The organism is Janthinobacterium sp. GMG1 (assembly GCF_034427795.1).
GTDB lineage: Bacteria > Pseudomonadota > Gammaproteobacteria > Burkholderiales > Burkholderiaceae_D > Janthinobacterium.
Map to the genome: position 1 here is coordinate 111082 of NZ_JAXQNT010000003.1, position 16182 is coordinate 127263.

Sequence of the window (16182 nt, forward strand, 5' to 3'; positions counted from 1 at the left end):
CATGGCTGTGCACGCGGCCATGCCCGGCGTGGCGGCGCGGCCGCTGGCCCTGCTGGCGGGCGCGGCCTGCGTGGCGGCCTTGCGCCATTATCCGCTGGGCCACGGCTGGCCCGGCCTGCTGTTTGCCATCCTGCTGCCCGCGTATTTCCTGCTGCTGTGCTGGCGTCCCGCCAGCTGGCTGTTCTGCGTGCCCGCCCTGCTGCCCGTGCTGGACCTGGCGCCGTGGACGGGCTGGTTTTTCCTCGAAGAAATCGACGTGCTGCTGTTGCTGACGCTGGCCTGCGGTTACTGGCGCCTGGGCGGGTCAGGCCAGCCGGCAGCGGCGCGGCTGTCGCCCGCTGCCCGCGCCTGTTTGCTGCTGTGCAGCCTGGCCTGGCTGGCGGCGCTGCTGCGCGGCGTCCTGCCGCTTGCGCCCCTCGACCTGAATGCCTGGGACAATTATCTGAGCCCCTACAACAGCTTGCGGCTCGGTAAAGCCTGGGCCTGGAGCATGCTGCTGCTGCCGATGCTGCTGCGCGACGCGGACCCTTCCTCCTTGCGCCGCTACGCGTTGCCGGGCATGCTGGCCGGGCTGGCCATGGTGTCGCTGTTCGCCCTGTGGGAACGGGCCGTGTTTCCCGGCCTGCTGAACCTGTCCAGCGATTACCGCATCACGGCGCCATTTTCCGCCATGCACACGGGCGGCGCCGCGCTGGACGGTTACCTGGCCCTGAGTTTGCCTTTCGCCGGCCTGTGGCTGGCGCACGCGCGCGGCCGCTGGCAGGCGGCCCTGGCCTTGCTGCTGCTGGGCCTGGCCCTGCACGCGGCGTTCACCACCTTTTCACGGGGCCTGTACGCGGCCTTGGCGGCGGCCATGCTGCCGGTATTCTGGCAGGCCCTGCGGACGGCGCCCGGTGCGGCGCGGCAATCGCCCGGCCAGCCGTCCTGGCGCAAACCTTTACTCAAGCTGTTGCTGGCCGGCCTCGGTACCGCCCTGCTCCTATATATGTTCAACCTGGCAGGCTACCGGGGCCTGATCGCCGCCGTCGTCCTGCTCGCGGCCAGCTTCGTGCTGGCGGCGCGGCCCTTGCCATGGCGCCTGGCGCCGGCCAGCCTGCTGTGCGCGCTGTGCCTGCAAGGCTTGCTGGCCGCCTGGTGGCCGGAGCCGGTTGGCCAGCACACGGCAGGCTGGCTGAAAGGCCCCTATTTTTTGTTCCTGCTGGCCGCCGTGCTGCTGGCGGGCGCGTTGTGGCCGAGTAAGGCGAGCGGAAAAGGGGCAGCCAGACTGGGCCTGGCGATGATGGCGTGGACCATGCTGGCATGCAATCTCGCCTGGATAGGCTGGCACTGGGCGGGACCGCCGGCCCTGCTGCCGGCCGGCCTGGTCGTGCTGCTGGCCATGCTGATGCTGTGCAACGGACGTTTGCGCCCGCCGCTGTGGCGGCTGGACCGGGCCAGCCTCAGCCTCGCGGGCGCGGCCGGCATCCTGTTGCTGCTGGCCATCCCCGTGTCGGCCAGCTATTACGCCACCGAACGTTTCGCCACCACCGCCTTCGACATGCAGGGCCGCTTGCGTCACTGGCGGCAAGCGCTGGCCATGCAGCCGCCCAACTGGGGCGACCGCCTGTTCGGCATGGGCAGCGGCAGCTTTCCCGCCACCTATTACTGGCACAATCCCCAGCGCGAGGTGCCGGCCAGCATCGCCTATGCCGAAGAAGGCGGCAACCTGGGAAACCGCTATGTGCGCCTGGCCAGTCCCGGCTATGGCGCCGGCTATGGCGAACTGCTGCGGCTTCTGCAACGCGTGCCCGTGCAGCCGGCCACGCGCTACACCCTGTCGCTCGACGTGCGCAGGACGGGACCCATGCCCGTGCTGCTGGTGCGCCTGTGCCAGCGACAATTGCTGTATGCGCAAGGCTGCGTGCCTGTCCCCCTGCGTCTGCGTCCTCCGGCACCGGGTAATCCGGTGGAGGCCTGGCAACACTATGACGTGCCGTTCGACAGCGCCTGGCTGGGTGCGGGCCGCTGGCTGCTGAGGCCGCCCGTGCAGCTGGAACTGGCGGCCAGCGGCACGGCCACCTCGTCCGTGCTCGAAGTGGACAATGTCAGCTTGCGCGCGCCCGGTGGCGAGGAGCTGATCGCCAACGGACGCTTTAGCCAGGCCAATAATTACTGGTTTTTCAGCAGCGACCACCATCACTTGCCGTGGCATATCAAGAACCTGGCGCTGCATGTGCTGGTGGAAACGGGCTGGTGCGGCGCCTTGTCCCTGCTGGCCCTGCTGACCCTGGCCGGCCTGCGCCTGCTGCGCCGCGCCGCGCGGGGCGATCCGGGCGCGCTGGCTTGCGCCGCCGCGCTGCTGGGTTTTCTCGTCGTCGGCCTGTTCGACAGCCTGCTCGACGCGCCGCGCCTCGCCCTGCTGTGCTATCTGATGCTGCTGTGCGCGCTGCTGCAGCCCGTGCCACCTCCTCCCGTTGAAAGTACGCCGCCATGAAAGCCTTGCTCTCCGCCTTGCTGTCCTGCCTTGCCTTGCTGCTCGCCAGCGCGCCGTGCCGCGCCGATGCGCCACTGGCGCACACCATTGCGCGCGTGAAACCGTCCATCGTCGGCGTGGGCAACCTGCAAAAGACGCGCACGCCGCCGATGAATTTCATCGGCACGGGTTTCGTGACGGGCGACGGCTTGAGCGTGCTCACTTGCGCCCATGTGATCCAGAAACTGCTCGACGCCAATCCGAACGAAGTCATCGGCATACTCACTGGCCAGGGCGAGGTGGCGCAATTTCGCCCCGTCAAGGTCCAGGCGCTGGACACGGAACACGACCTGGCCTTGCTGCGGCTGGCGGGCGCGCCCCTGCCCGCCCTGGCGCTGGGCGACGCGGCCACGGTGCGCGAAGGCCAGGCCATGGCGTTTACGGGGTTTCCGCTGGGTACCTTGCTGGGGCTGCACCACGTGACGCACCGCGCCACCGTGTCATCGCTGACGCCGGTGGTCATGCCCAGCGAAAATGCGCAGCGCCTCGACGTGCGGCGCCTGGCGCAGCTGCAAAAGGCGCCGTACACCGTGTTCCAGCTGGACGCGACGGCGTATCCAGGCAGCAGCGGCAGCCCCCTGTTCGATCCCGAGACCGGTCTCGTCTACGGCATCGTCAACATGGTGTACATCAAGGGTCTAAAGGAAGCGGCCCTCAGCGCACCGAGCGGCATCACTTACGCGATTCCAGGCAGCTACATGCAGGCGCTCCTGCTGAAAAACCCGTGAGTCATCAGTTGCGCCCCTGCCTCAGCCGGTCCGTAATGCCAGGCTCATCCCATGTCGGAAAAAAAAAGGGGTAAAACGACCGTTCACCCCCATGCTGTTCCATCAGGCCACCGTATTTGCGGATCTGGGCCCCCATGTAATCGAGGTCCAGCCGTAGCAGCACGGCCGGCGCCCCCACGCGCGTGCACTCGCGCTCGCCGCCGAAGTCCTGGAATCCCAGCATGCGCTTGTAAAACACCACGTGGCGCGGGTTAACTTCGATCACGTAATCCGTAAAGCCGTGAATATTGTGGGCATAGATATAAGAGATATGAATCAGCGCCGCAAACACGCGCTTGCTCACGCCCTTGTCGATGGCCAGGCGCGACGGTTCGCACAGGCGCCGGCCCTGCTCGCGCAGGATGTCGAGCTTGTCGCGGAAGTTTTCATCGGCGGGCAAGCCTGTCTCGTCATTGTCGAGGCACAGGGTCATGGTGCCGACGGTGCTGCCGGCCGTTTCCGCAAACAGCGTGATCTTGTTCAGGGCATGCGCGATGCCAGGATCGACGGCATAGCCGCGCCAGCCGTACATCTTGCGGATCAGCAAACTGGCCGCCTCGCGCCGGCCGCGCGAATTGGCCATGCGGATATGAAAGCGCTGCAGGTCGAGCTCGTGCTCCATGGCCGGGTCGATCTGCCCTTCGCCCACCACCAGGTCGCTGAAAGTACCGGGCGTGTCGAAGGAAATAATGGGTTCATCTTCAAAGCTCATCTTGTCCTCACGTTCATCGGCCGCCGTCGAGACGGACTGAAGCCAATGCCTTGTGACAAGAAAAAAACTGGAGAAGTTCCCACGCCAAGCAAAAAAAACAGAAGAAATGTGCTATTCAGTAGCAAAATTGCATGCTGAAATTTGCCTGCAAGTACAAAATGACAAATAAAAATGCTGTTTTGATATTGCCGAGGCCGCTATTAAAAAAAACTTTCCGGTATCAATAACACGTCGCCCGGCCGCATCATGACATTCGCGGAAATATCGCCGTCTTTCAATAAATCGTCGAGCCGCACGCGCAGCTGCTGCTGGTTGCCTTCGCGCATGCGGATGATGCTGGCCTTGTTGCCTGCCGCGAAATCGGTGATGCCGCCCACGGCGATGAGCACATCCATCAGCGACATGCCCAGGCGGTACGGCAGCGCCTGCGGCTTGGCCGCCTCGCCGATGACGCGGATTTGCTCGCCATACGGGCCCGAGAAATTGGTGACGATGACCGTCACCACGGGCTGCTGGATGAACTTGCCCAGGGCTTGCTCGATGTCACGCGCCAGCTGGGTCGACGTCTTGCCGCTGGCGGGTAAATCCTCGACCAGCGGCGTGGTGATCTTGCCATCGGGCCGCACGGCCACCGTCAGCGACACTTCCGGATTGCGCCAGACGATGATGTTGACGGAGTCGCCCGGTCCGATCAGGTAGTCGTGCATGGGCGCGCTGTCGTCGGAAGGGGCCAGCGGATGGGTCGTGCGGCAGGCGCCCAGCAGGCCGGCGGCAATGGCCAGGCCCAGCGTGTTGCGGACAAATGCACGGCGAAACGGATTCATGCGGAGCCTCTTCGAGTCGATGGCGCATCCATGGCCGGCCCCGCAGAACCAGCCTGGGCCGCGAACTTCCTATGATTATTAAAACTTGGCAAGAGAACCTTGAGGCGTATCAAGAAGCAATCATCTTGGGAAATCTTGCCTCACAGCCGCCCTATACTTTGCTTACTCAACAGGCAAGCATTTCTTGCAAGATGCCGTCGTTGTCCGCGCCGCCAAGCCATCTACCGTGCAGCACCGTCATCCGAAGGAAGCGACATGGAGCAATTGATACAGCAACTGCTTTCCAGCCTGAAAGGCATCTGGAAGTACCGCTGGCATGCGGTGCTGGTGGCCTGGCTGGTGGCCATCGCCGGCTTCATCCGGGTGATTACCCTGCCCGACGATTTCCAGACCTCGGCGCGCGTGTTTGTCGATACGCAAACCATCCTCAAGCCGCTGATGGCCGGCATGACCAGCGTGCCGAACACGGAACAGCAAGTGGCCATCATGAGCCGCACCCTGCTCAGCCGCCCGAACGTGGAGCGCGTCATGCGCATGGTCGACCTCGACCTCGATTCGAAGACCGCGCGCGAACACGAGGCCCAGCTGGACGACTTGATGAGCCGGATCAAGATCACGGGCACCAACGCGTATGACATCTATACCATCAGCTACAGCGGGCGCGACCCGAAGCTGGTGCGCGACGTCGTGCAAAGCCTGCTCACCATCTTTGTCGAAGGCAGTTTCCAGGGTAAAAAGGGCGATTCGCAAAAGGCCGTGCAATTCATCGACGAGCAGATCAGGAATTACGAGGACAAGCTGAGCGCGGCGGAAAACCTGGTGAAGGAATTCAAGATCCGCAACAACCTGCTGCTGCCGCGCCAGGGCATCGACTATGGCAGCCAGCTGCTGATGTCGTCCGATAGCCTGAACAATGCCAAGCTGGAACTGGTCGAGGCGGAACAATCGCGCAAGGCCATCCAGAGCCAGATCGAGGGCGACGAGCCCGTGCTCGACCTGGAGCCGAACGCGGCGGCCATCACGAATCCCGAACTCGACGAGCGCATCGCCTCGATCAACAAGAACCTCGACAGCCTGCGCATGCAATTTACGGAATTGCATCCCGACATTATCGCCTCGAAGCGCCTGGTGGCCCAGCTGGAAGAACGCAAGATCGAGGAAAGCAAGCTGAAAGCGGCCTCCGGCGACCCGGGCAAGAACTACAGCCCCATGTTGCAGCAACTGAAGGTGGCGCTGACGGACGCGGACGCCAAGGTGGCCGCCATCAAGGCCCGCGTGCAGGAATACAGCGCGCGCAACGAGCGCCTGCTGGCGCAGAGCAATGCCGTACCCGAGGTGGAATCGCAACTGGCGCAGCTGAACCGCGACTACGTCATCAACAAGGAAAACTATGAAAAGCTGATCGGCCGGCGCGAAGCGGCCAAGCTGTCGGGCGAGCTCAGTTCCACCACCGAAATGATGGCCTTCAAGATCATCGATCCGCCCACGGTGCAATATGCGCCCGTCGGCCCGAACCGTCCGCTGCTGTTCAGCGCGGCGCTGGGCGCGGCCCTGGTGGCCGGCGTCGCCACGGCTTTGCTCATCAGCCAGGTACGCCCCACCTTCCTCAGCCCCGCCGAACTGCGCGACGCCACGGGCTTGAACGTGCTGGGCACGGTATCGATGAACTGGACGGCGCTGCAGCAGGTGCGCCGCCGCCGCGCCCGCTACGGCTTTGGCGCCTGCCTGGGCAGCCTGTTCGTGCTGTACGGCGGGGTCATGACGGCCGCGCTGCTGAAATTCTAGATCCGGGGGGAGCGACGATGAGCAGCAAGGACAGCGGCAAGCAGGAACCCACGATCCTGGGCGTGGCCGAGGCCGGCGTGCCCTATGATGCGACGGGTGCGGCGGGTACGGATGGCGCTGACGCGGCCAGGTCGCCGCAATACCGCCCCTTGAATCTGGCCCGCCTGGCCGAACAGGGCATGCTCACGCAGGAAGGCGGACGCAGCTCGGTGGCCGAGGATTTCCGCATCATCAAGCGCCCGCTGCTGCGCCAGGCCCGCGCCAGCGGCGCCGAGGCCATCCGCCACGGCAACCTGATCGTCGTCACCAGCGCCATGCCGGGCGAAGGCAAGACATATTGCGCCGTCAACCTGGCCATGAGCATCGCCATGGAAATGGATATCACGGTGCTGCTGGTCGACGCGGATGTGGCGCGCCCGTCCGTGCTGAAAGTGCTGGGCCTGGCACCGGAGCCGGGGCTGATGGACGTGCTGCTCGACCCGCAACTGGCCATGGGCGACGTGATCCTGAAAACCAACGTGGCCAACCTGAGCATCCTGCCCGCCGGGCGCAGCAACAAGCACGCGACGGAATTGCTGGCCAGCCGCGCCATGAGCCGCTTGCTGGCGGAAATTGCCAGCCGCTATGGCGACCGCGTCGTCGTCTTCGATTCGCCGCCCCTGCTGATCACCAGCGAAGCGCACGCGCTGGTCGGGCAGATGGGACAAGTGGTGATGGTGGTCGAGGCGGAAACGACGACGCAGCACGCCGTCAAGGAAGCGCTGCGCCAGATCGAGTCGTGCGAACACATACATTTGATCTACAACAAGACCAAATCGTTCCCCGGCAATGACTACTACGGCTATGGCTATTACGATTAGCGGCCGGGTTTCGCTGCCGCTGCTGCCGTTGCTGTCCCTGCTGATGCCCCTGCCGGCCGGCGCCGTTGACTGGCTGGTGAAGCCGTCGCTGCGCCTGCGCGAAAGCTATACGGACAATGCCTTGCGCGCGCCGCCCGGCCAGGCGCAAGCGGACTTCATCACGGAAATCGCGCCCGCCATCGCCCTCATCGGCACAGGTCCCCGCCTGCGCGTGCACCTCGATTACAGCTGGCGCAAATACCTGTCCGGACAGCGTGCCGACACGGACAACCACGAACTGCACGCCTCGGCCGACGCCGAGCTGGTCAAGGACTGGTTCTTCATCGATGCGGACGCCAGCGTCAGCCGGCGCAACGTCTCGCCATTCGGCCCGCAACTGATCGACGACCTGCCCGACACGGACAATGCCAGCACCGTGCGCACCACCGGCATCAGCCCCTACCTGCGCCACCGTTTCCGCGGCCTGGCCACGGCCGAGCTGCGCTACACGCGCAACACGGTCGACAGCGGCGGCGACCTGCTGTCGATGCACAGCGATGAGCTGGAATTACTGCTCGGCGGCGAGCCGCGCGGCAAGGGCTGGACCTGGAACGCCAGCCACGACGTGCGCCGCACGCAGGACAGCAATCTGGCCCCCGTGCGCATGCAGCGCAGCAGCGTAGGCCTGCGCTATCCGTTCAGCAGCAAATGGGCGGCCACGGCCAGCGGCGGCATGGAAAAGGAAGGCTATATCTCGACTTCCGGCAAGGCGCCGGCGGGCCGCTTCTGGTCGCTGGGCGGCGTGTGGACGCCGTCGCCGCGCACCAGCGTGGCCTTCAGCACGGGCAAGCGCTTCTTTGGCACCACCTACAGCCTGGATGCCACGTTCCTGCAGCGCCATACCAACTGGCAACTCAGTTACAGCGAAAACATCACCACCATGCCGACGCAGTTTTCGCGCCTGGGCGACCGCGATGCGGGCCGGCTGCTCGATCAATTATGGCGCGGCATCTTCCCGAATGCCCGCGACCGGCGCCTGCGCATCGATGCCTTCCTGCGCTACGCCAACAGCCTGGGGCCGGAACGGGGCGCCATCAATTACTTCAGCCACCGCTATTTCCTGCAAAAACAGCTGAAACTGACGATGGCGCGCGCCACGGCGAAAAGCACGATGATCGTCGGCGTCACGGCTGTCGACCGCACGGCGCAAACGGCCAGCGGCGTCGACAGCGGCTTGCTGCCCGGCGTGGAGTTCGGCAGCGAAGACCGCACGCGCCAGATCGGCGGCAACGTGGGCTGGAACTGGCAAGCCAATTCCCGCACCAGCCTGAATGTCAATGCCGGCTACGCCGGCGTGCGTTCGCTGAGCGCGCCCCGGCGCGACAACAACATCACCGTGACGGCTGGCTACACGCGCATCCTGCAGCCGAACATGACGGCCAGCATCGACGTACGGCATACACGGCACGCCAGCAACCGCGGCGGAGACTACCGCGAAAACGGCGTCAGCGTCACGCTCACCATGCAATTCTAAGGAGCCCGCAATGTCCGACCCCTCGTTTTCCGCCGCCGCGCCGGCGCACCTGCTGTGCGTGGTGGCCGCGCGCCCCAACCTGATGAAGATGGCGCCCATCCTGGCCGCCATGGCCCGCCAGGCGAGCGCCGTGCGCGTGACCTTGCTGCATACCGGCCAGCATTACGACACGGCCATGAACGCACAGCTGTTTATGGACCTGGAGCTGCGCCCGCCCGACATCTGCCTGGACGTCGGCTCCGGCAGCCATGCGCAGCAGACGGCCGAGATCATGCGCCGCTTCGACGCCGTGCTCGACGCGCAGCCGCCGCTGGCGCCCGATGCCGTGCTGGTGGTGGGCGACGTCAATTCCACCCTCGCGTGCGCGCTGGTGGCGGCCAAGCGGGACATTCCCGTGATCCACGTGGAAGCGGGCCTGCGCAGCGGCGACCGGCGCATGCCCGAGGAAATCAACCGCGTGCTGACGGACCAGTTATCAAGCCTGCTGCTGACCAGCGAGGAAGGCGCGCGCGCCAACCTGCTGCGCGAAGGCATCGCGCCCGAACGCATCCATTTTACGGGCAACGTCATGATCGACAGCCTGCGGCAGCAACTGCCGCGCGCCGTAACGCCCGCCGCCACCCTGTGCGTCCACGGCCACGCCTGCCCGCCCGCGTACGGCCTGCTGACCCTGCACCGCCCCTCGAACGTGGATGACCCGGCGCAGCTCGAAGCCCTGCTGCAGGCGCTGGGGCAATTGTCAGTCCGGCTGCCGCTGCTGTTTCCCATCCACCCGCGCACCCTGGCCGGCTTGCGCCTGGCGGGCCTGGAACCGCTGCTGGCGCGGCATGCCATCGCCTGCCTGCCGCCGCTGGGCTACCTGGAAATGCTGGGCCTGATGCAGGACGCCCGCCTGGTGCTGACGGATTCGGGCGGCGTGCAGGAAGAAAGCACGGCCCTGGGCGTGCCCTGCCTGACCTTGCGCGACAATACGGAGCGGCCTATCACCGTCAGCGCCGGCACGAATACCCTGGCCGGCACGCAGCCGGCCGCCATCCTGGCGCTGGCGCGCGGCATCCTGGACACGGGCGGCAAGCGCGGCCGCCTCCCGCCCCTGTGGGATGGCCACGCGGCCGAGCGCATCGCCGCCGTCATCGCGCCCTGGCTGGCGGCGCGCCGGGGCACGCCATGACGCCGCCGCCTTCCTCTTTGATATTGCGCAATGCGCTCACCATCGACGTGGAAGACTATTTCCAGGTGTCCGCCTTTGCGCCGCACATCGCGCGCGCCGACTGGCCCCGCCTGGAATGCCGGGTCGAGGCGAATATCGAGCGCATCCTGTTGCTGCTGGAAAGCCGCCGCATCCACGCCACCTTTTTCACCCTGGGCTGGATCGCCGAGCGCTATCCGGCCATGCTGCGCCGTATCGCGGCGGCCGGGCATGAAGTGGCCAGCCACGGCTATGCGCACCTGCGCGCCTGCGACCAGTCGACCGCGCAATTCGCCGACGATGTGCGCCACAGCAAGACCATCCTCGAGCAGATAACGGGGCTGGCCGTGCACGGCTACCGGGCGCCCAGCTTTTCCATCGGCGCGGCCAATCTGTGGGCCTTCGACGTGCTGCAGGAAGCGGGCTACCGCTACAGTTCCAGCATCTACCCGATCCGCCACGACCACTACGGCATGCCGGATTCCCCCCGCTTCGGCTGGCGGCCGCGGGGAGCGCACGGCGTGCTGGAATTGCCCGTCAGCACAGTACGCTTGCGCGGGCGCAACCTGCCGGCCGGCGGTGGCGGCTATTTTCGATTGATGCCGTATGCACTGTCGCGCTGGCTTTTGCGACGCATCAATTCGCGCGACGGGCAAGCTGGCATATTCTATTTTCATCCCTGGGAACTCGATCCCGGCCAGCCGCGCCCGACGGGCTTGAGCGCCAGGACGCGCTTTCGCCACTATGTGAACCTGGGGTGCATGGAAGCGCGGCTGGGGCGCCTGACGCGCGATTTCTCCTGGGACCGCATGGACCGTATTTTTCTGGAAAGCACATGATGCACGAGGCCAGCCTTGCTCCCGACCCGCTACAGTCCCGCGCCGCCATCGCCGTGCGGTCTATGCAGGGGCACGAGCATGCGCGCTGGGATGCCTTTGTCGACACGTGCCCGGAAGCGACCTTCTTTCACCGGGCCGGCTGGCAAACCATCATGCAACAAGGTTTTAACCACGACAGCTATTTTTTGTACGCGGAACAGCACGGGCGTATCGCCGGCGTGCTGCCGCTGGCCCATGTGCGCAGCCGTTTGTTCGGTTCGGCCCTCGTCTCGCTGCCGTTTTGCGTGTACGGCGGCATGGCCGGCGGCAGCGCGGCCGTGCGACTGGCCCTCGACGACGCGGCACTGGCGCTGGCCCGGCGCCTCGGCGTGGGGCACCTGGAATACCGCTGGCGCGAAGTGGACGAAAATCCGGCTTCGCCCTGGCTGCAAAAAACCCTGTACGCGACCTTCCGCCGCCCCTTGCTGCCCGATGCGGAACAGAATCTGCTGGCCATTCCCCGCAAGCAGCGCGCCGTCGTGCGCAAGGCCATGGCTGGCGGCCTGCACAGCGCCGTTGATTATGACCTCCACCATTTTTACCCGATCTACGCGGCCAGTGTGCACCGACTCGGCACGCCCGTCTTCGCGCGCCGCCATTTTGCCATGCTGCGCACGGTGTTTGGCGACGCCTGCCAGATCCTCACCGTGTACCACGGCCAGCAGGCGCAAGCGAGCGTGCTGCTGTTCTATTTCCGCGATGAAGTATTGCCGTACTACGGCGGCGGCAGCGTGCTGGCGCGCAGCACCGGCGCCAACGACTTCATGTACTGGGAAGCGATGCGCCGCGCCTGCGCGCACGGCTACCGCCTGTTCGATTTCGGCCGCAGCAAGCTCGGTACCGGGGCATACGATTTCAAGAAGAACTGGGGTTTTACGCCGCAGCCGCTGCCGTACGCCTACCAGCTCGTGCGCGCCAGGGCCTTGCCGGAAGTCAATCCACTGAATCCGAAATACGCGCTGTTCATCCGCGCCTGGCGCCGCCTGCCGCTGCCGCTGGCCAACCTGCTGGGGCCGCACATCGTGCGGCAACTGGGCTAAGCAAGGGGACCCACCATGCGCGAACTGCTCTTCCTCACCCACCGCCTGCCATATCCGCCCAACAAGGGCGACAAGATACGCTCGTGGCACATGCTGCAATACCTGAGCCGGCATTTCCGCGTGCACCTGGGCTGCTTCATCGACGATGACGACGACTGGCAGCACGCGAAAACCGTGGCGGCCCTGTGCGCCAGCACGCGCTTCATCGCTTTACAGCGCGGCCCGGCCCGCTGGCGCGCCATGCAGGCGCTGCTGGGCCGCCAGGCCATGAGCGTGCACTATTACCGCGATACACGGCTGCTGCAATGGGTCGACGGCTTGCTGTCCGGCGGCAAGGTGCGCCATGCGCTGGCCTTTTCCGGGCCCATGGCGCAATACATCGACGGCAGCGCGGGCCGCGCCCTGCACCGCGTGATCGATTTCGTCGACGTCGATTCCGACAAATGGCGCCAGTACGGCGACAGCAAGCCGTGGCCCATGTCGCTGCTGTACCGGCGCGAAGCGCAGCTGCTGCTGCAGTACGAGCGCCATATCGCCCAGCAATTCACGGCCGCCAGCTTCGTTTCGCCGGCCGAGGCGGCCCTGTTCCGCCAATGCGCGCCGATGGCGCGGCGCAAGACGGGACATTTCAATAACGGCGTCGACTCGGCGTATTTCGCGCCCCTGCCGGCCCAGCCCGGCGTGTATCCGGCGGGCGTGCAGGCGCTGGTATTTACGGGCGCCATGGATTACTGGCCGAACATCGACGCCGTGCAATGGTTCGTGCGCCACGTCTGGCCCGCGCTGCGGCGCCAGTTTCCCCAGTTGCAGTTCTATATCGTCGGCAGCGCGCCCGTGCCCGCCGTGACGGCGCTGGCCAGGATTCCCGGCGTGGTGGTGACGGGCAAGGTGCCCGACATCCGGCCCTACCTGGCCGGCGCGGCCCTGGCCGTGGCGCCCCTGCGCATCGCCCGCGGCGTGCAAAACAAGGTACTGGAAGCGATGGCGATGGGCAAGATCGTGCTGGCCACGCCGCAGGCGCTGGAAGGCATCACCGCCCAGCCGGGCCTGGAACTGCTGCTGGCGCGCGACGACGCCGAATTCATCCACCATGCCGCGCGCGTGCTGCACCAAGCCCAGAGCGACGCGGCCGACGGGAGCGGTGCGGCCATGGGCGCGGCGGCGCGCCAGCTGGTCTTGCAGGATTACAACTGGGAACGCAACCTGCAGGGCCTGGGCGCCATGCTGGGCCTGCCTGGCGGGACCGAAGCCGAGGCCGCTGCCAGCGGGATCGCCGCGCCCTTGCTGCCCGTGCGGGAACCCTCCACATGAGCGTGCAACTCGACCAGGTGGCCCGCTTGCCGGACGCGGCCGTCTGGCCGCACGGGAACCGGCATGGCCAGCGGCAAGCCATGCTGCTCCTGCTGCTGGCCCTGGCCGCCGTCGCGCTGCTGTATCACGCCACCTTCTGGTCGATGGTGGAATTGTGGTCGCGTTCGCAAACCTTCGCGCACGGCTTCTTGATCGTGCCCATCAGTTGCTGGCTGGCCTGGCGCCAGCGCGCCCGTCTGGCTGCGCTGACGCCCCGGCCGTCGGGGCCGGGCTTGCTGCTGCTCGGTGCGCTGGGCCTGGCCTGGCTGCTGGCCGACGCCGCCAACGTGCCCGTGGTGGAACAATATGCGGCCACGGCCATGCTGCCCGCCTGCGTGCTGGCCATCCTCGGCTGGCCGGCCGTGCGCCTGCTGGCCTTTCCGCTGACGTATCTGTTTCTTGCCGTGCCGTTTGGCGAAGTGTTCCTGGAACCGCTGATCGACTTCACGGCCACCTTCACCGTCACCGCGCTGCAATGGACGGGCGTGCCCGTGTTCCGCGATGGCAGCAATTTTTCTCTACCCACCGGCAACTGGTCGGTGGTGGAAGCGTGCAGCGGCTTGCGCTACCTGATCGCCGCGCTGGCCCTGGGCGCCCTGTTCGCCCATGTCAACTTCCACAGCACGCGGCGGCGCGTAGCCGTCATGGCCGCCGCGCTGCTCGTGCCCATCCTTGCCAATGGCGTGCGCGCCTACCTGATCGTGATACTGGGCCACCTGAGCAACATGCGCCTGGCCGTGGGCGTCGACCACCTGATCTACGGCTGGCTGTTCTTCGGCCTGGTCGCGCTGCTGCTGTTCTGGCTGGCCGCGCGCTGGCGCGAATTGCCGCTGGCGCGCGCCGCCTTGCCACCCACCCGGCCGGGCGCCAGCGCCGCTGCGGCCACCCCGCGCGCCGTCGTGCGCGCCAGCATCGCCTGCCTGCTGCTGGCGGTGCTGTGGCCGGCGCTGGCCCTGGCCAGCCACCGCGACGACAACGCCAGGCTTCCGGCCATTGTGCTGGCCTTGCCCGATCCGCCCGCCTGGCATCGCCTGCCCGCTGTTCCTCCTGCCTGGCAAGCGCCGTATGCGGGCAATCCCGCGCGGTTTGCCGCCACGTATGCGCGCCAGGACGGCGACGGCGCGCCCGTGGGGCTGCAACTGCACTGGTATGCGCGCCAGGCGCGCGATGCCGAACTGCTGACGCACCAGCCCTTGCCCTACGGCGCGCGCTGGACGCCCCTGGCGCAGCGCGTGCGGCACGTCGACTTGTCCGGCGGATCCATCGGCGTGCGCGAAAGCGTGCTGGCCCACGGCGGCGAACGCCTGCTGCTGTGGCGCGTGTATCGCCAGGGCGGCATCGTCACGGCCAGGCCCGCGCTGGTAAAACTGCTGCTGGCGCAAGCCAAGCTGCTGGGCAGGCGCCAGGATGGCGCCGACCTCATCGTCTTTGCCGTCTACGACGAGCTGGCGCCGCCACCGCGCGCGCAGCTGCAAGCCTTCCTGCGGGCGGCGCTGCCCGTCATCGAACAACGCTTGCAGGAGTTGCCGCATGGCCCTTGACCTCGTTAGCGTCGGCACACGGGAAGCCGGTGTAGCGGCCAGCACGGCCCCGCTGATCGTGCACGTGATCCACCAGCTCGACGTGGGCGGGCTGGAAAACGGCCTCGTCAACCTGATCAACCACTTGCCGCCCGAACGCTACCGGCACGCCATCGTCTGCCTGAAGAATGCCACCGCGTTTCGCCAGCGCCTGACCACGCCGGGTGTCGATGTGATCAGCCTGGACAAGCGCGAAGGCAAGGATTGGCGCCACTACCTGCACCTGTACCGCGTGCTGAAACGGTTGCAGCCGGCGCTCGTGCACACGCGCAACCTGGGCTGCCTCGAAGCACAGCTGCTGGCCTGCCTGGCCGGCGTGCGCCTGCGCGTGCATGGCGAACACGGGCGCGACATGAGCGACTTGCACGGCACCCGCCGCAAATACCGGCTGCTGCGCAAATGCATGCTGCCGCTGGTGCAGCACTTCATCGCCGTCAGCGCCGACCTGGGGCAATGGCTGGTGGACGCCATCGGCGCGGCCCCCGCGCAGGTGTCGCACATCGGCAATGGCGTCGACAGCGTGCAGTTCCATCCGCGCCTGGGACCGCCGGCCGCAGTGGGCCCGCCCGGCTTCCTGTGCAACGGCACCTTCGTCATCGGCAGCGTGGGCCGCATGGCGGCCGTCAAGGATCACGCCTCGCTGGTGCACGCCTTTTTGCTGTTGCTGGCGCAGCCAGGCGCCCGCGCGCGCCTGCGCCTGCTCATCGTCGGCGACGGGCCATGCCGCCAGGCTTGCCTGGACCTGCTGCAGCAGGCCGGCGTGGCACACCTGGCCTGGCTGCCCGGCGCACGCGACGACGTGGCGCAGCTGCTGCGCGCCATGGACCTGTTCGTGCTGCCATCGCTGGCCGAAGGCAGCTCGAACACCATCCTCGAAGCAATGGCGACGGGGCTGCCCATCGTCGCCACGCAGGTGGGGGGCAATGCGGAACTGGTGCAGTCGGGCTGGAGCGGCACCCTGGTGCCGCCCGGTTCGCCCGAGATGCTGGCCGACGCCATGCTCGATTACTACAGCATGCCCGAACTGGGCCCGCGCCACGGCGCGCGCGGGCGGCGCCAGGTGCTGGCCGAACACAGCCTGCCCGCCATGGCCGGCGCCTACCTGGCCGTGTACGACCGGCTGATGGGCGCGCGCCAGCCCTCTCCCCTGTCCACCACTCCCTGAAAGGCCA

The 16182-nt window shown here is 66.7% G+C and carries 13 protein-coding genes; 11 read left to right on the forward strand and 2 right to left on the reverse strand.

From position 1 onward, the window contains the following. Position 1: 1 nt before the first annotated feature. Complete coding sequence (locus SJI03_RS09355; RefSeq protein WP_322426964.1) at positions 2 to 2473, forward strand: hypothetical protein; 2472 nt, start codon at positions 2 to 4, stop codon at positions 2471 to 2473. Further along, positions 2470 to 3240 carry a serine protease gene (locus tag SJI03_RS09360; protein ID WP_322426965.1) on the forward strand — a complete coding sequence of 257 codons (771 nt, stop codon included), beginning with the start codon at positions 2470 to 2472 and terminating at the stop codon, positions 3238 to 3240. Before SJI03_RS09355 ends, SJI03_RS09360 begins: the two co-directional genes overlap by 4 nt. Before the next feature lie 4 nt (positions 3241 to 3244). Here the strand turns inward: SJI03_RS09360 and SJI03_RS09365 are convergent, their stop codons facing one another. Continuing rightward, entirely contained in the window at positions 3245 to 3991 is a 747-nt protein-coding gene (locus SJI03_RS09365; RefSeq protein WP_099376824.1) for an N-acyl amino acid synthase FeeM domain-containing protein, read from the reverse strand. Positions 3992 to 4191: 200 nt separating this feature from the next. Next, positions 4192 to 4815 carry an XrtA/PEP-CTERM system exopolysaccharide export protein gene (locus SJI03_RS09370; RefSeq protein ID WP_099376825.1) on the reverse strand — a complete coding sequence of 208 codons (624 nt, stop codon included), beginning with the start codon at positions 4813 to 4815 and terminating at the stop codon, positions 4192 to 4194. Between the two features lie 255 nt (positions 4816 to 5070). Here SJI03_RS09370 and SJI03_RS09375 point away from each other — a divergent pair, with 255 nt between their 5' ends. The 9 genes from SJI03_RS09375 to SJI03_RS09415 are packed head-to-tail and all read left to right on the forward strand — an operon-like array spanning position 5071 to position 16175. Then, entirely contained in the window at positions 5071 to 6600 is a 1530-nt protein-coding gene (locus tag SJI03_RS09375) for an XrtA system polysaccharide chain length determinant (RefSeq protein WP_322426966.1), read from the forward strand. A 17-nt stretch (positions 6601 to 6617) separates the two neighbouring features. Beyond that, entirely contained in the window at positions 6618 to 7460 is an 843-nt protein-coding gene (locus SJI03_RS09380) for an XrtA-associated tyrosine autokinase (RefSeq protein WP_322426967.1), read from the forward strand. Further along, complete coding sequence (locus SJI03_RS09385) at positions 7444 to 8973, forward strand: TIGR03016 family PEP-CTERM system-associated outer membrane protein (protein WP_322426968.1); 1530 nt, start codon at positions 7444 to 7446, stop codon at positions 8971 to 8973. The genes SJI03_RS09380 and SJI03_RS09385 overlap by 17 nt, the downstream gene beginning before the upstream one ends. 10 nt (positions 8974 to 8983) lie before the next feature. Continuing rightward, the gene (gene wecB / locus SJI03_RS09390) at positions 8984 to 10144 is read left to right on the forward strand and encodes a non-hydrolyzing UDP-N-acetylglucosamine 2-epimerase (RefSeq protein ID WP_322426969.1); all 1161 of its coding nucleotides are present in this window, start codon (positions 8984 to 8986) and stop codon (positions 10142 to 10144) included. Next, entirely contained in the window at positions 10141 to 11001 is an 861-nt protein-coding gene (locus SJI03_RS09395; RefSeq protein ID WP_322426970.1) for an XrtA system polysaccharide deacetylase, read from the forward strand. The genes wecB and SJI03_RS09395 overlap by 4 nt, the downstream gene beginning before the upstream one ends. Continuing rightward, positions 11001 to 12080 carry a FemAB family XrtA/PEP-CTERM system-associated protein gene (locus SJI03_RS09400; RefSeq protein ID WP_099377127.1) on the forward strand — a complete coding sequence of 360 codons (1080 nt, stop codon included), beginning with the start codon at positions 11001 to 11003 and terminating at the stop codon, positions 12078 to 12080. The genes SJI03_RS09395 and SJI03_RS09400 overlap by 1 nt, the downstream gene beginning before the upstream one ends. 15 nt (positions 12081 to 12095) lie before the next feature. Then, entirely contained in the window at positions 12096 to 13391 is a 1296-nt protein-coding gene (locus SJI03_RS09405; protein ID WP_322426971.1) for a TIGR03087 family PEP-CTERM/XrtA system glycosyltransferase, read from the forward strand. Then, complete coding sequence (xrtA, locus tag SJI03_RS09410) at positions 13388 to 14971, forward strand: exosortase A (RefSeq protein ID WP_322426972.1); 1584 nt, start codon at positions 13388 to 13390, stop codon at positions 14969 to 14971. The genes SJI03_RS09405 and xrtA overlap by 4 nt, the downstream gene beginning before the upstream one ends. After that, positions 14961 to 16175, forward strand: coding sequence for a TIGR03088 family PEP-CTERM/XrtA system glycosyltransferase (locus tag SJI03_RS09415; protein WP_322426973.1), 1215 nt, complete (start codon positions 14961 to 14963; stop codon positions 16173 to 16175). Before xrtA ends, SJI03_RS09415 begins: the two co-directional genes overlap by 11 nt. Positions 16176 to 16182: the final 7 nt, after the last annotated feature.

Excerpts from the sequence above, each read along its gene's own strand:
- SJI03_RS09355 (WP_322426964.1), top strand. The coding sequence starts at position 2 with ATGGCTGTGCACGCGGCCATGCCCGGCGTGGCGGCGCGGCCGCTGGCC.
- SJI03_RS09360 (WP_322426965.1), top strand. The coding sequence starts at position 2,470 with ATGAAAGCCTTGCTCTCCGCCTTGCTGTCCTGCCTTGCCTTGCTGCTC.
- SJI03_RS09365 (WP_099376824.1), bottom strand. The coding sequence starts at position 3,991 with ATGAGCTTTGAAGATGAACCCATTATTTCCTTCGACACGCCCGGTACT.
- SJI03_RS09370 (WP_099376825.1), bottom strand. The coding sequence starts at position 4,815 with ATGAATCCGTTTCGCCGTGCATTTGTCCGCAACACGCTGGGCCTGGCC.
- SJI03_RS09375 (WP_322426966.1), top strand. The coding sequence starts at position 5,071 with ATGGAGCAATTGATACAGCAACTGCTTTCCAGCCTGAAAGGCATCTGG.
- SJI03_RS09380 (WP_322426967.1), top strand. The coding sequence starts at position 6,618 with ATGAGCAGCAAGGACAGCGGCAAGCAGGAACCCACGATCCTGGGCGTG.
- SJI03_RS09385 (WP_322426968.1), top strand. The coding sequence starts at position 7,444 with ATGGCTATTACGATTAGCGGCCGGGTTTCGCTGCCGCTGCTGCCGTTG.
- wecB (WP_322426969.1), top strand. The coding sequence starts at position 8,984 with ATGTCCGACCCCTCGTTTTCCGCCGCCGCGCCGGCGCACCTGCTGTGC.
- SJI03_RS09395 (WP_322426970.1), top strand. The coding sequence starts at position 10,141 with ATGACGCCGCCGCCTTCCTCTTTGATATTGCGCAATGCGCTCACCATC.
- SJI03_RS09400 (WP_099377127.1), top strand. The coding sequence starts at position 11,001 with ATGCACGAGGCCAGCCTTGCTCCCGACCCGCTACAGTCCCGCGCCGCC.
- SJI03_RS09405 (WP_322426971.1), top strand. The coding sequence starts at position 12,096 with ATGCGCGAACTGCTCTTCCTCACCCACCGCCTGCCATATCCGCCCAAC.
- xrtA (WP_322426972.1), top strand. The coding sequence starts at position 13,388 with ATGAGCGTGCAACTCGACCAGGTGGCCCGCTTGCCGGACGCGGCCGTC.
- SJI03_RS09415 (WP_322426973.1), top strand. The coding sequence starts at position 14,961 with ATGGCCCTTGACCTCGTTAGCGTCGGCACACGGGAAGCCGGTGTAGCG.